Annotated in this window: 9 protein-coding genes and 1 tRNA gene; 3 read left to right on the top strand and 7 right to left on the bottom strand. The window is 72.1% G+C overall.

The annotated features are described in order from the left end of the window. Positions 1 to 2: 2 nt before the first annotated feature. From QUG98_RS04710 to QUG98_RS04680, 7 genes are all read right to left on the bottom strand, one after another. A complete protein-coding gene (locus tag QUG98_RS04710) occupies positions 3 to 1,118 on the bottom strand; it encodes an S-methyl thiohydantoin desulfurase family protein (RefSeq protein ID WP_289469461.1) in 1,116 nt (371 codons plus the stop codon). Continuing rightward, positions 1,115 to 2,263: an S-methyl thiohydantoin desulfurase family protein gene (locus QUG98_RS04705; protein ID WP_289469460.1), complete on the bottom strand. Its 1,149-nt coding sequence runs from the start codon at positions 2,261 to 2,263 to the stop codon at positions 1,115 to 1,117. Before QUG98_RS04705 ends, QUG98_RS04710 begins: the two co-directional genes overlap by 4 nt. Continuing rightward, positions 2,260 to 3,816 carry a hydantoinase/oxoprolinase N-terminal domain-containing protein gene (locus QUG98_RS04700; protein ID WP_289469459.1) on the bottom strand — a complete coding sequence of 519 codons (1,557 nt, stop codon included), beginning with the start codon at positions 3,814 to 3,816 and terminating at the stop codon, positions 2,260 to 2,262. The genes QUG98_RS04705 and QUG98_RS04700 overlap by 4 nt, the downstream gene beginning before the upstream one ends. A 166-nt stretch (positions 3,817 to 3,982) precedes the next feature. Continuing rightward, entirely contained in the window at positions 3,983 to 5,374 is a 1,392-nt protein-coding gene (locus QUG98_RS04695) for a purine-cytosine permease family protein (protein WP_289469458.1), read from the bottom strand. Between the two features lie 347 nt (positions 5,375 to 5,721). Beyond that, positions 5,722 to 5,794: transfer RNA gene (locus QUG98_RS04690), tRNA-Arg, on the bottom strand. A gap of 111 nt (positions 5,795 to 5,905) precedes the next feature. After that, positions 5,906 to 6,691: a dienelactone hydrolase family protein gene (locus tag QUG98_RS04685; RefSeq protein WP_289469457.1), complete on the bottom strand. Its 786-nt coding sequence runs from the start codon at positions 6,689 to 6,691 to the stop codon at positions 5,906 to 5,908. Between the two features lie 103 nt (positions 6,692 to 6,794). Beyond that, positions 6,795 to 8,219 carry a glucose-6-phosphate dehydrogenase gene (locus QUG98_RS04680; RefSeq protein WP_289469456.1) on the bottom strand — a complete coding sequence of 475 codons (1,425 nt, stop codon included), beginning with the start codon at positions 8,217 to 8,219 and terminating at the stop codon, positions 6,795 to 6,797. Positions 8,220 to 8,300: 81 nt separating this feature from the next. On the opposite strand from QUG98_RS04680, the gene QUG98_RS04675 reads away from it, so the two are divergent. The 3 genes from QUG98_RS04675 (at position 8,301) to QUG98_RS04665 (ending at position 13,790) form a co-directional block, all read left to right on the top strand. Further along, positions 8,301 to 9,470: a Gfo/Idh/MocA family protein gene (locus QUG98_RS04675; protein WP_289469455.1), complete on the top strand. Its 1,170-nt coding sequence runs from the start codon at positions 8,301 to 8,303 to the stop codon at positions 9,468 to 9,470. A gap of 50 nt (positions 9,471 to 9,520) precedes the next feature. Beyond that, positions 9,521 to 11,335 carry a thiamine pyrophosphate-requiring protein gene (locus QUG98_RS04670; RefSeq protein WP_289469454.1) on the top strand — a complete coding sequence of 605 codons (1,815 nt, stop codon included), beginning with the start codon at positions 9,521 to 9,523 and terminating at the stop codon, positions 11,333 to 11,335. A gap of 124 nt (positions 11,336 to 11,459) precedes the next feature. Continuing rightward, on the top strand, positions 11,460 to 13,790 hold the full coding sequence (locus QUG98_RS04665) for a bifunctional metallophosphatase/5'-nucleotidase (RefSeq protein WP_289469453.1): 2,331 nt from the start codon (positions 11,460 to 11,462) through the stop codon (positions 13,788 to 13,790). The last annotated feature ends 193 nt before the right edge of the window (positions 13,791 to 13,983 follow it).

The raw sequence follows: 13,983 nt of genomic DNA, 5'->3' as shown, positions 1-13,983 counted from the left end.
GCTCAGCGCGCCCCCACCGGGGTGCGCTCGTGCAGCTGCTCGACGGGGACGAACGCGTCGTCCAGGCCGAAGCACGACGGTCCGAAGACCGCGAGGGCCTCGGGGGTGCGCATCAGGTCCGGTGTCGAGACCCCGATCACCCGGACGCGCTGGCCGTAGCGCAGCCGCTCCGTGGTGATCGGTTCGGCGGTCTCCGCGTCGAGGACGCAGATCAGGTCGGGCACGACGGCGACCAGGCGGCCGTCCCGTCGGGCGACGAGGTTCTCGTTCTGGAACGCGATCTCCAGCTCGGAGCCGTCGGCACCCTGCACGACCGCGCGACCCTTCGCGAACCCGTCGACCGTGCGGCGCTCGACGTCGACGACCTTGCCGTCGAACAGCTCGCGCAGGTGCGTGTAGATCGTCTGCCCGAACGCCTCTGCGAGTCCCTCGACGGGGTCGCGGTGCTCCTCGCGTGCCCGGCTGATCGCGCGCCCGACCGACAGCGCCAGGGACAGCGTCCTGGGCACCGCGGTCGCGCGGACCTGGCTACCGGTCATCGCGTACTCGGCGATGTACGCGACACCGCCGAGCCGGATCGTCACGCCGCGGGCGAGCCACTCCATCTGCCGGTTGTCGTGCCCGGTGTCGATGACGACGCCGTGGCCGTTCTCGTCGCTGATCGCGAGCGGGGACCCGGGCACCCCGTACACCGAGAACGTCTCCATCTGCAGCTCGGGGAACGCACGGCCCATCCCGTCCGCGTCGACGACGGGCAGGCCGCCGGTGGCGCCGACGAGCAGCGGGATCATCGAGTTGATGCCGCCGCACTCGATCGGCATCGTCGCCGTTGCGGTCCGGCCGAGGTGTGCCTCGAGCCGCCGGAGGGCGCCGAGCGGCTCCGGACCCGCCGGCAGGCGCTCGAGCACCACGGTCGGGGCGCCCATCTGCGCGGTGGGGATGACGAGGGCGTCGTCGGGCACCTCGGAGGGGTCGAGGACCGTCACCGGGCCGTGCTCCTCGATCGCCGCCTTGACGAGCAGCATCCCGATGAGCGGGTCGCCGCCGCCACCGGTGCCGAGCAGCGCGGCGCCGCGGGCGAGGTCGGGCAGGTCGTCGACGTCGATGGTCCAGCTCATGCGTGTTCTCCCTCGCTGACGGTGCCGTCGTGGCGGACCGCCGGGGTGTCGTAGCCGAAGTAGCGGGGTCCGGCGAGCGCGAGGCCCGCCGGGGTGTGCCAGCGCGGGTCGGCCGGGGCCGTGACGATCCGGACGCGCGCGCCGAACCGCAGCCCCTCGGTGGTGATCGGTTCGCCGGTCTCGGCGTCCAGGGTGACGATCAGGTCGGGGGTGGTGGTGCGGACCGACCCGGCCACCTCGACCAGCAGGTGCTCGTTCTGGAACCGGAGCACGGCCTCCAGGCCGGTGTCGCTACCGGAACCGGCGATGCGGGCGGTCCCGCGGGCGAAGCCGGTGACGGTCCCCCGTTCGACGTCGGCGACCTTGCCCTCGAACACGACGGTGCCGCCGAGCACCGCGGTGACGGCGACCACGGGGTCCTCGTTCGCGGCGCGGGCGTCGACGAGGGCCTCGCCGATCGCGACGCTGAGCGACAGGCTGCCGCGGACGTACGACTGCTTGAGCTCGGAGCCGGACATCGCGTACTGCGCCGTGATCGCGGAGCAGCCCATCTCGACCGTCGCGGTGCGGGCGAGCCGCTCCGCCCACCGGTTGTCGACGGTGGCGAAGACGGCGGTGTTGCCCTTCTCGTCGGCGAGTGCCATCGGGGTCGCACTGATGCCGGACAGCGTCGGCAGGACCATCTGGACCTCGGGGAAGGCGCGGCCCATGCCGTCGCCGTCGACGAGCGGCAGGCCGAGCTCGGCCGCGGCGACGATCGGGCTGGTGGAGTTGACGCCGCCGACCTCGATGCAGGCGACGTGCGTCGGGGTGACGCCCAGGTGGGTCGCCAGGCTGCGGATCGCCTCGGCGAACTGCGCGCCGGACGGCAGCTTCTCCACCATCACGGTCGGGGCGCCGATCATCGCGACGTTGAGCACCACGGCGTCGTCGGGCAGGTCCTCGACCTGCACGACCGGCACCGGGCCGTGCTCGCGGACCGCGGCCTCGGCGAGCAGGCGGCCGATGTACGGGTCGCCGCCGCCGCCCGTGCCGAGGACGGCGGCGCCGCGGGCCAGCGCGGAGCAGTCCGCACCGATCTCGGTGAGCGGACGGACGGTGACCGGACGCGTGTCGGCGACGGGGGCCGTGACCGTCGTCGTCATCGGACCAGCGCCCCGAGCGCGAGGTCACCGACGGCCTTCGCCCGGATCCGGGTGGCGTTGCCGGGCAGGTACGGGATGGGGACCTCGTCGAAGTCGACGATCGCGACGCTCGACGGGTCGGCACCCGCGGCGACGGCGCGGTCGACCGCTTCCTGCCGGGCCTCGTCGACCACGGCGGAGCGCCGGCCGTCGCTGATGGCGTAGACCTTGTCGACCTCACCGGAGACCTGGGCGATCGCGGCGCCGATCGCGTTCGCCACGGAGTAGTGCTCGGGCCGGTGCACGGTGCCGAGTCCGGGCAGGGTGTCCGGCAGCAGGACGGAACCGCCGCCGACGGCGACCACGGGCAGCGGGTCCGACGAGGTGCGCATGCGCTCCACGACGTCGGCGACGCGTTCGGCGATCACCGCGAGGGCCCGTTCGGCGACCTCGGCCGGCACCCCGGCGACGCGGGAGGTGTCCCCGATGGCGCCCCGACCGCCGCGGACGGCCACGTCGGTCGCGGTCAGGGTGTCGCCGCCGAACACGAGCCCCTCCTCGGTGAGCCGGTAGCCGACCGAGTCCGGCCCGACGAGCGCGCCGTCCTCGCGGATGCGGGAGCCGCCCCCGATGCCGATCGACAGCACGTCGGGCATCCGGAAGTTCGTGCGGATCCCCGCGACTGCGACCTCGCCGGTCGCCTCGCGCGGGAAGCCACCGGTCAGCACGCCGACGTCGCTCGTGGTCCCGCCGACGTCGACGACCGCGCAGGTGTCGAAGCCGGACAGCACGGCCGCCCCGCGCATCGAGTTCGTCGGGCCGGACGCGAAGGTGGCGACGGGGTACCGCCGGGCGTACTCGACGTCCATGAGCGTGCCGTCGTTCTGGCTGAGGAACAGGGGTGCGTCGATGCCGCTGCCGGCGACGGACCCGGACAGTCCGTCGACGATGCGCTCGGCGAGTTCGCGGAGCGCTGCGTTGATGATCGTGGCGTTCTCGCGCTCGAGCAGTCCGATCCGACCGATCTCGCTCGACAGCGAGAACGCGACGTCCGGCCCGAGCTCGCCGGCCATGACGTCCTGCGCCCGCTGTTCGAACTCGTCGTTGATCGGGGAGAACACCGACGAGATCGCGACCGAGCGGATGCCGGCGGCGCCGATCGCCTCGGCGTGCCTCTTCAGCTCGTCCGCGTCGAGCTCGGAGATGACCCGCCCGTCGAACTCGTGACCGCCGTGCGCCAGGAACGCCCGACCCTGCACGGCGCCGACCAGGTGCCCGGGCCAGTCGGTGAAGGGCGGCAGGGACGCGGTCGCCGGCAGGCCGAGGCGGACCGCGGCGGTCGGGGCGAGGCCACGCGCCTCGATCAACGCGTTGATGAAGTGGGTGGTGCCGATCATCACGCCGTCGATGTCCGCCGAGGTGAAGTCGCGCTGCTCGCGCAGGCCGGCGAGGGCGGCGACGATCCCGGACGTGACGTCCTGGGTCGTCGATCGCTTCACGGCCGCGGCGACCGTGCTGCCGTCCATCAGGACGGCGTCCGTGTTCGTGCCGCCGACGTCGATGCCGATGCGCATGGGGTTCCTCTCGGGGTGGTGCGGGTGGTGGTGGAGCGTGCTGGTGGAGCGTGCTCGGGTGAGGCTGGAGCGGTGGGCTGGCCGGCCGTGCCGTGTCCGGATCAGGGGGCCACGGCACGGCCGGCGACGAGGTGGCGGTCGGCAGGGGGGGCGCCGACCGCCGGCTTCAGGGGGCCGGCGCGGGGGCGGGCGCGGCCGCGGGGGCCTCGCTCGTCGTGCCGTCGCCGACCGCTGCCGGTGCCTGCTCGGTGCGGCTGACCCCGACCCCGCGGACCCATCCGGCCTTGCCGGCGATCACGTAGAGCACGAAGGCGATGACGACGGAGTTGATCGACGGGATGCCGACGGCCACGAAGTACCCGACCAGTGCTGCGACGGCCCAGATGACGAGCGTCGCCGGGACCCACGTCGGACTGGTCGCCGGCAGGCCCTCGCTCTCGCTGAGCTCACGGCGCCAGCGCTTCACGACGAAGTACTCGGCGACCATGATCCCGGCGATCGGCGGGAACACGACGCCCAGCACGATGAGGAACGGGGTGAACGCGTCGAGGAACCCGACCGCCGCCAGGACCGACCCGACGACACCGAGCACGAGGGTGACGACACCGCGGTTCACCTTGCGGCCGAACACCACGTCGATGAAGTTCGTGACGCCGAGGCTCGAGCTGTAGATGTTCCAGTCGTTGATCTTGAACGTGCCGAGCAGGATCACGAGGATGCCGACCCAGCCGACGCTCGAGGTGATGACCCGGGTGATGTCGGAGGACCCGACGGCATGGGCGAGCAGCACGCCCGCGAGCCCGATGACGTACTCCCCCAGCGTGACGCCGAGCGCGGTCTGCTTGACGACGTCCCCGACGGAGCGGTTGAAGCGCGTCATGTCGGGCGTGATCACCGCGCCGACGATGAACCCGCCCGCCACGAGCGTGGTGCCGGCGACGAAGCTGAGCTCAGGGCCGGCCGGGGCCTTCGCGGCGAGCTCGGCGATCGAGTGCTGGCTCAGCTCGACCGTGACCGCCCAGCCGACCAGGATCAGGAACAGCGGCACCGTGACGTTCGCGAGCCACTGCATCGAGTGGAAGCCGCGGAGCACGATCGCGGTGACGAGCAGGCCGAACACGAGCGACCACGCCCACGCGGGCAGGATCGGCAGGATCGCGACGAGGCCGGCGGCGGAGACACCCGACTGGATGCCGAACCAGCCGATCAGGCTCAGGCCGATCGCCAGACCGACCAGTGCCGAACCGGCCTTGCCGAACCCGGTCCACCGGGCGATGACCGACGTGTTGAGGCCCTCGCGCATGCCGATGATGCCGACGAAGACCGACACGATCTCCAGGATCACGGCGCCGAGGGTGATCGCCCAGAACGCCTGCCAGAAGCCCATGCCGAACCCGAGTGTGGCGCCGAGCAGGAACTGGGACAGGGCGGAGATCTGCCCGAACCGCTGCACCGCGACCTGGAACCAGCCGTAGCGGGCGGAGGCGGGGACACGGGACAGGGAGTGGTCGTCGACGACGACGGACGGGGCTGGTGGTGCTGACGCTGCACTGGCCATCGGATGCTCCTGGGGGAAGGGGTGCCGGTCGGGGCGACCGGGTTGCCGCAACCGTAGTGACGACCCAGGAGCGGGTGAACGTGCAGGATGTCGTTACGGGCAGGTGAATCCGTGCAGTGTGCACAGGGCCCCGCCTGGGAATGTGGCCGCCAGCTCGGCGAGCTCGCGGGAGCGGGGTTCGTGGTCCGTGGTTCGTGGTTCGAACCGCTCGTCCGACATCGAACCAGCCATCCGGCCTGGCTCGATGTCGGATCCGTGGTTCGACACGAGAGCGCCCGGCCTGGACTCCGCGATGCGTCCGGGAACGACGAAGGCCCCGCCGCAGTGCGACGGGGCCTTCTCAGGTGTGCGCTCGAAGGGACTCGAACCCCCAACCTTCTGATCCGTAGTCAGATGCTCTATCCATTGAGCTACGAGCGCATCCGGTCTTGCGACCGATGCTGGCCTTGCGGCCGTGGAAGACTCTACAACAGGTGCGGCGCGGAACGCGAATCGAGCCGCCCCGCACGGAGCCCTCGGCGTGTCGCGGGCTCAGGCGATGGTCGGCTCCTCGTCGAACACCTCGGCCAGGAACACCCGCAACGCCTGCCACGAGCGACGGTCGGCGCGCTCCTGGTACTGCGCCCCGTGGTCCGGCGCATCGGTGCCCGGGACGGCGAACGCGTGCATCGCTCCCGAGTAGGTCAGCACCTGCCAGTCGACCGACGGCACGGCGCGCATCTCGTCCTGCCACTCCGCGACCTTCGTGTCGGGCACCATCGGGTCCGCTCCCCCGGTGAGCACGAGCAACCTCGCCCGGATCGCGGACGCGTCCGACGGCTCGTGCACGATGAGGCCGCCGTGGAACGACACCGCACCGACCAGGTCGGCGCCGGTGCGGGCGAGTTCGATCGCGCCCGAGCCGCCGAAGCAGTACCCCATCACGACGATGCGCGAGTGGTCGACGTCCGGGTCTTCGCGCAGGCGGTCGAGCCCGGCCGTCAGCCGCGCGCGGAACAGCGGCAGGTCCTGGTAGTACGAGCCGGCGACCTGTCCGGCGGTGTCGTCGCCCGGGCGGACGCCCTCGCCGTACACGTCGGCACCGAACGCGACGTAGCCGAGGCGGGCGAGCATGGTCACGCGGGCCTCGACGTGCTCGTTGACACCGTGCCAGTCGTGGATCACGAGCACGGCCGGGCGCGGGCCCGACACGGCGTGGTCCTTCGCGAGCACACCGAGGAGAGCGGTGCCCTCGTGGTCGTACCGGACGGGCTCGACGCGGACGTCGGAGCCGGCGGGAGCGGGGACGGTGGACAGGACGTCGTCGGTGGTCTTCACGTCACCGGACGCTACGCCGCGCGACCGACGGACGGACGGGAGGCGCGTGGCGAGCCCGCCACGCGCCTCCAGGCCGACACGGCGTCAGTCGGCCGACGCGGTGTCAGCAGTCGATGTTGTCCCAGCTGTCGGGACCGGCCGACCCGGCCGCGTACTCGTCGAGCGGTGCCTTCCCGTCGCGCCAGGCCTGCAGGAACGGCTCGACTACCTTCCACCCCTGCACCGCGCTGTCGCCGCGCACCGACAGGGTCGCGTCGCCCTCGAGCACCCCGGCCAGGACCTCGCCGTACGCACTGAGCCGGCCCGGGTTGAAGGTCACCGACAGGGCCGTGTGGTCGATCGTGTACGGGTCGCCGGGGCCGTTCACGTTGAGCTCGAGCTGCATCTCGTCCGGGGCGATCCAGATCCGGAGCTTGTCCGGCCGCTCGGCACCGGTCAGCCCGTTCGGCACGTGTGGCGAGTCCTTGAAGGTGATGACGATCTCACGGCGCTGCTGCTCGAGCGCCTTGCCGGAGCGCAGCGTGAACGGCACGCCCGCCCAGCGCCAGTTCGCGACCTCGAGGGTGAGCTGCGCGAGGGTCTCGGTGCCGAGCGAGGAGTCGACGCCGTCCTCGTCGACGTACGACGGCAGGTCGCGATCGCCGATCGTGCCGGCGGTGTAGCGCGCACGCTTGCCCGCGGCGACGACGTCGCCACCCCAGGGCCGCACGGCACGGAGCACGAGCTCCTTCTGGGTGCGCAGGTCGTCGGCGTCGATGGACGCGGGGGCCTCCATCGCGACGACGGCCATCACCTGGAGCAGGTGGCTCTGGATCATGTCGACCAGGGCACCGGCCTTGTCGTAGTAGCGTGCACGGCCCTCGAGCCCGAGGGTCTCGTCGTAGACGATGTCGACGCGGTCGACGTGCGCCGACGAGAGCAGCGGCTCGATGATGCGGTTCGCGAAGCGGAGCCCGAGCAGGTTGAGGACCGTCGAGCGACCGAGGAAGTGGTCGACGCGGTGGATCCGCTCCTCGGGCAGGAACGAGTGCAGCAGGTCGTTGAGGTGCTCGGCGCTCTCGGCGTCGGTGCCGAACGGCTTCTCGAGCGCGAGCCGCGTCCCCGACGGCAGGTCGAGGTCCTTGAGCACGGCGCAGCTCTTCTCGGTCACGGCCGGGGGCAGCGCGAAGTAGATCGCCGGGTCGTGGTCGCACGCCGCGAGCAGGGCCTTCAGGTCGTCGGCGTCGGTGACGTCGGCCTTGCGATACGTCGAGGCGTTGACCACGTCGACCAGCCGCCTGCTCAGCTTCTCGCCGCCGTCCTGCGCCCCCTCGTCCTCCTCGTTCTTCGAGGCCTGGGCGTTCTCGAAGGACGTGCGCACCTGTGCCTTCCAGTCCTCGTCCGAGATGTCCTCGACCCCGGCGCCGACGAGCTGGACGTCCCAGTCGTCCTTGACCTCGAGGAGGGTGGCGAGACCCGGGAGCAGCAGGCGCTTGGACAGGTCCCCGCTGGCTCCGAGGATGAGCAGGCTGGTCTGGAGGCTCGACATGCCCCCGACGGTACTCACGCGTTCCGGCGCGTGGCCGGGTTGCGTCGGTACGGTGGGTCCAGTCCGGCGCGAGGGAGCACCATGAGCAGTGGGTACGGAGGGCGGCGCATCCGCGTCGCCGTGGTCGGCACCGGGATGATCGCCGGCGTGCACGCCCGGGCCGCTCGGGCAGCGGGCGCCGAGGTCGTCGGGGTGCTCGGCCGGACGCCGTCCCGGTCGGAGCAGGTCGCCGCACAGCTCGACGTGCCCCGCGGCTACGCCTCGCTCGACGAGGTGATCGCCGACGCACCCGACGTCGTGCACGTCTGCACGCCGAACGACCAGCACCACCCGCAGTCGATGGCCGTGATCCGCGCGGGCATCAACGTCGTGTGCGAGAAGCCGCTCGCGATCAGCGCCGAGCAGGCCGCCGAGCTCGTCGCCGCCGCGGACGAGGCCGGCGTGGTCGCGACCGTGCCGTTCGTCTACCGGTACCACCCGGTCGTGCGGGAGATCCGCGCGCGGGTCGCAGCCGGGGAGCTCGGACGGCTGCTCGCCGTGCACGGCCACTACCTGCAGGACTGGATGCTCGACGAGGACGCCTCGAGCTGGCGCGTCGACGCCGGCGCCGGCGGGGTGTCCCGGGCGTTCGCGGACATCGGCTCGCACTGGTGCGACCTGGTCGAGTTCGTCACCGGCGAGCCCTTCGCGTCCGTCAGCGCCGCGACGGACATCGTCTACCCGACCCGGCCGGCGGCGTCCGGGCCGTCGTTCTCGGGATCCCCGGACCCGGACCCGGTGGCGGACGCCGGGCAGCGGGCGGAGGTCACCACGGAGGACACCGCGGTCGCGACCTTCCGGACCGGTACCGGACGCATCGGCAACGTCGTCGTCTCGCAGGTCGCGGCCGGGCGGAAGAACCGGCTGTGGTTCGAGGTCGACGGCACGCTCGGGTCGGCGGCCTTCGACCAGGAGCAGCCCGAGTCGGCGTGGTTCGGCAACGAGCGCGGTGCGCAGATCGTGGTCCGTGACCCTTCCCTCGGGTTCCCCGACCAGCGGCGTCTCGCGGTCGTGCCGGCCGGGCACCCGCAGGGGTACCTCGACGCCTTCGCGGCGTTCGTCGCCGACACGTACGCGGCGGTCCGCGCGGAGGGCGAGCGGTCGGCCTGGCCCGACGGGCTGCCCACCTTCGCCGACGGCGCCCGCGCGGCGTCGGTCATCGAGACGGTCGTCGCGAGCGCTGCCGACAGCACCTGGCGCCCGATCCCCTGACCCCGCCCACGACCTGAGGGCGTACAGGAAGCGGCGAGCACGGTGGGTGCATGAGCACGACCGTGAGCGACTTCGTCATCGACCGCATCAAGGCATGGGGCGTCTCGCGCGTCTTCGGCTACCCCGGGGACGGCATCGGTGCGTTCGACGGGGCCCTCGGCAAGGCGGACGGCAGCGAGCGCGAGCTCGAGTACGTCCGCCCGACGCACGAGGAGATCGCCGCGCTGATGGCGACCGCGCACGCGAAGTTCACCGGCGAGGTCGGGGTCTGCGTCGCGACGTCGAGCCCGGGTGCCTTCCACCTGCTGAACGGTCTGTACGACGCGCAGATGGACAACCAGCCGGTCGTCGCGATCGTCGGACAGCAGGGTCTCGCCTCGATCGGCAGCTTCACGCAGCAGGAGTCGAACCTCGAGCGCGTGTTCGCCGACGTCGCCTGCTACGTGGAGACCGTCGCGACGCCGGACGCGGTCGGGGTGGTGGTCGACACGGCCTTCCGCACCGCGATGCTCCGGAAGCAGCCGGCCGTCGTCGTGCTCCCCCACGACGTGCAGGCGATGGCGTACGAGGCCCCGGCCGCCGAGCACTGGGTGTCGCGGTCGAGCGACGTCGCCCCGTCGACCCGGATCGTGCCGCCGCAGGACCAGATCGCACGCTTCGCCGAGATCCTGAACGCCGGCGAGCGCGTGACCTTCCTGGTCGGTGCCGGGGCACGCGGCGCCACGGACCTGGTGCTCGAGGCCGCGGAGAAGACCGGCGCCGGCATCATCACGGCGCTCCGCGGCAAGGACGTCGTGCCCTCCGACGTGCCGTACCACACGCAGCAGGTCGGGCTCCTCGGCTCCCGCCCGAGCCTGACGCAGGTCAAGGAGTGCGACACGATCGTGCTCCTCGGCTCGAACTACCCCTACGGCGAGTACCTGCCCGCCTCCGGTCAGGCGCGCGGCGTGCAGGTCGACATCAAGCCGGAGCAGATGGGCCTGCGGTACCCGACCGAGCTCAACCTGTGGGGCGACGTCGGCGCGACGCTGCAGGCGGTCATGCCGCTGCTCCGCGACAAGCAGGACCACGCTTGGCAGGAGAAGCTCGCCGGCGAGATGCGCGAGTGGGAGGCGGAGATGCACCGCCAGGCCGAGGTGTCCTACGACGACGGCGTCAACCCGCGCCGCGTCATCAGCGCCGTGAACGAGCGGCTCCCCGAGGGCGTCACGGTCACCTGCGACGCCGGGACCACGGCCGACTGGTACGGCCATCACATCCGGCTCCGCCGCGGCATGCACGGCGACATGTCCGGCCGACTGGCGACGATGCTCGCGGCGATGCCGTACGCGGTCACCGCGAAGTTCGCCTTCCCGGACGCCCCGGCGGTCTGCACCATCGGCGACGGCGCGTTCCAGATGCTCGGCATGAACGAGCTCATCACCGTGAAGAAGTACATGGCCCAGTGGCCGAACCAGCAGCTCGTCATCGTGGTCATGCACAACGACGACCTTGGCCAGGTCTCGTGGGAGATGCGCACCGAGGACGGCAACCCGATGTGGTCCGGCTCGCAGGACGTCGAGACGATGGACTACGCCGGCTACGCCAGACTGCTCGGCTTCGAGGGCATCGCCGTGCACGGCGACGACGAGGTCGACGCAGCCGTCGAGCGGGCGTTCGCGAACCCCGGTGTGACGCTCATCGACGCGTACGTCAGCCGCAACGTGCCGCCGCTCCCGCCGCACATCACCGCCGAGTACGCCGTGAACACCGCGAAGAGCCTGCTGAAGGGCGACCCGGCGGAGCTCGGTGTCATCAAGGACTCGGCGAAGGCCATGGCTGCCGAGGCCGTCGAGCGGGTGAAGGGTGCACTGGGGCGCGACTGACGCCGAGACCGGGTCGGGATCTGTCCCCCGAACGGGAGGAACGTCCCCCGTGGTGTGAACAACACGTGACGTGTTGCGGCAACACCTGGCGCGTTGCCTGTGCGGTTTCGTAGGTTCAGCGCCGATGAACGCTCACACTCCCCCGCGTCGCCGGCGCCTGGCCGGGGCGTCCGCCCTGGTCGCCGCCGGCGTCCTCACCGCCCTCACCGTCCCGTCCGCCGCCCTCGCCGCCGAGGGTGACACCACCATCGACCTGTACAACGTCAACGACTTCCACGGCCGCATCGCGAAGTCGATCTCCCAGACCGACGGCAAGCCGACCCCGCGCGACGGCGACGCCGCCGGCGCGGCCACCCTCGCCGGCGCGCTCGAGCAGCTCCGCGGCGCCGACCCCTCGACGTCCGCCTTCGTCAGCTCCGGCGACAACATCGGTGGTTCGACCTTCGAGTCCTTCATCCAGGACGACCAGCCGACCATCGACGTCCTCAACCAGATGGACCTGTCGGTCAGCGCCATCGGCAACCACGAGCTCGACAAGGGCCAGGACGACCTGCGCGACCGCGTGATCGGCGGCCAGGGCGAGGGCGTCCGTGCGGCGCAGTGGGACTACGTCTCCGCGAACATCCTCGACTCCGCGACGGGGAAGCCCGCGTTCCAGCCCTACTCGATCCAGGAGATCAGCGGCAAGCGCGTCGGCTTCATCGGTGCGACGGTGGACCTGATCGGCCAGGGCCTCGTCGCCCCGGACGGCATCGCCGGGCTCGAGATGGGCGACATCACGACCGAGGTGAACAAGGTCGCCACCCAGCTCACCGACGGTGACACGGCGAACGACGAGGCCGACGTGCTCGTGCTGCTCGTGCACGACGGTGCGGAGAGCACCACGAAGCCGGGCCCGAGCGACGACTCCGACTTCGCTCGCGCGGTCTACGGCGTCACCCCGAAGGTCTCGGCGATCCTGTCCGCCCACACGCACCAGACCTACGCGTACTCGATCGTCCCGACCGGCGGCACCGTCGCCCGTCCGGTGATCCAGACCGGCTCGTACGGCTTCAACCTCGGCCACGTGCGGCTCACCGTCGCGGCCGACGGCTCCGTCACCGCCGCAGCGCCCGAGAACCTGCGCCTGGTCGACGGGACCTACACGCCCGACCCCGCCGTCCAGCCCACCGTCGACGCCGCGGTCAAGGAGGCCGACCGTCTCGGCGCCGTCGAGCTCGGCACGATCGACCGCGACCTGAAGCGCGCCGTGCAGTCGAACGGTTCCGAGAACCGGGGCGGCGAGTCCACCCTCGGCAACTTCGTCGCCGAGGTCCAGCGCGACCAGACGCAGCGCCAGGGCTCGCAGATCGCCTTCATGAACCCGGGCGGCCTCCGGGCCGACATCGCCTCCGGTGCGGTCACCTACAAGGAGGCCGCGGTCGTCCAGCCGTTCGCGAACACGCTCGTCGTGCTCGACCTGACCGGCGACCAGATCCGCCGCGCCCTCGAGCAGCAGTGGCAGCCGTCCACCGCGAGCCGACCGTTCCTCAAGCTCGGCGCGTCCGCGGGCTTCGCGTACACGTACGACCCGCTGGCCGCCCCCGGCGAGCGCATCACGGGCATGACGCTCGACGGTCAGCCGATCGAGTCCGACCGCACCTACAAGGTCACGGTGAACTCGTTCCTCGCGACCGGCGGCGACAACTTCGGTGCCTTCAAGGAGGCCGCTGCCAAGCAGGACAGCGGCATGGTCGACCTCGAGGCGCAGGTCCAGTACTTCAAGGAGAAGCAAGGACAGACCGTTGCTGTCCAGCAGGACCAGCGGTCCGTCGGTGTCCGGGTCTCCGAGGCACCCGACGGCAGCTTCGGCCCCGGTGACGCCGTCCGCATCGACCTGTCGTCCCTGACCTTCAGCAACGCGGCCGACCAGGGCGGCACCGTCTCGGTCAGCGCCGGCGGCCAGGAGCTCGCGACCGCCGAGGTCGACCCGACGGTCGTGGACACCACGGACGAGCAGGGTCGCGCGACCCTCGAGTTCACCGTGCCGGGCACCCCCGCCGCGGGCGCGCAGCCGCGTGCCGCCCGGGCTGCTGCACTGGCAGCCCCGACGGCGACGACCGACGAACCGCTCGTGGTCACCCTGCCGAACGGGCAGACGATCACCCTCGCGGTGACGATCCCGGTCGAGACGGCCGTCGAGCCGGACCCGGGCACCGGCACCGGTGACCCCACGGACCCGGGCACCCCGGGCGCGGGGACGCCCGGCACGGGAACGCCGAGCGCCGGCGCCCCCGTCGGCGGCGTCTCCGACGGCGGCCGACCGAGCGCCGCCCGCGGCGACCTGGCGTTCACGGGCGCCGACCTGGTGGTCCCGGGGATCGCCGCCGGCGTCCTGCTGCTCGCCGGCACCGTGGCACTCGTCCTGGCACGCCGGAAGCGCACCGTCGAGGACGCACCGGTCCTGACGGACTGACACCGCGCCTCCCGGCCGCGCGACGGGCCGCCCCACCTGGTGGGGCGGCCCGTTCCGCTGTCCGATCCCGGACGGCCACTGCTCCGCGCCAGCCTCGCGAGGTACGCTCCCCCTGTCGCATCGCGATGCGTCGCGCCGGGTCGTCCCCCCAGGGGGCGGGCGGTGGTTCCGTCCGCCGGACTCCGCGGCGCGG

Source organism: Curtobacterium subtropicum (assembly GCF_030362975.1).
GTDB lineage: Bacteria > Actinomycetota > Actinomycetes > Actinomycetales > Microbacteriaceae > Curtobacterium > Curtobacterium subtropicum.
This window is presented reverse-complemented; position numbering and strand designations above follow the sequence as displayed.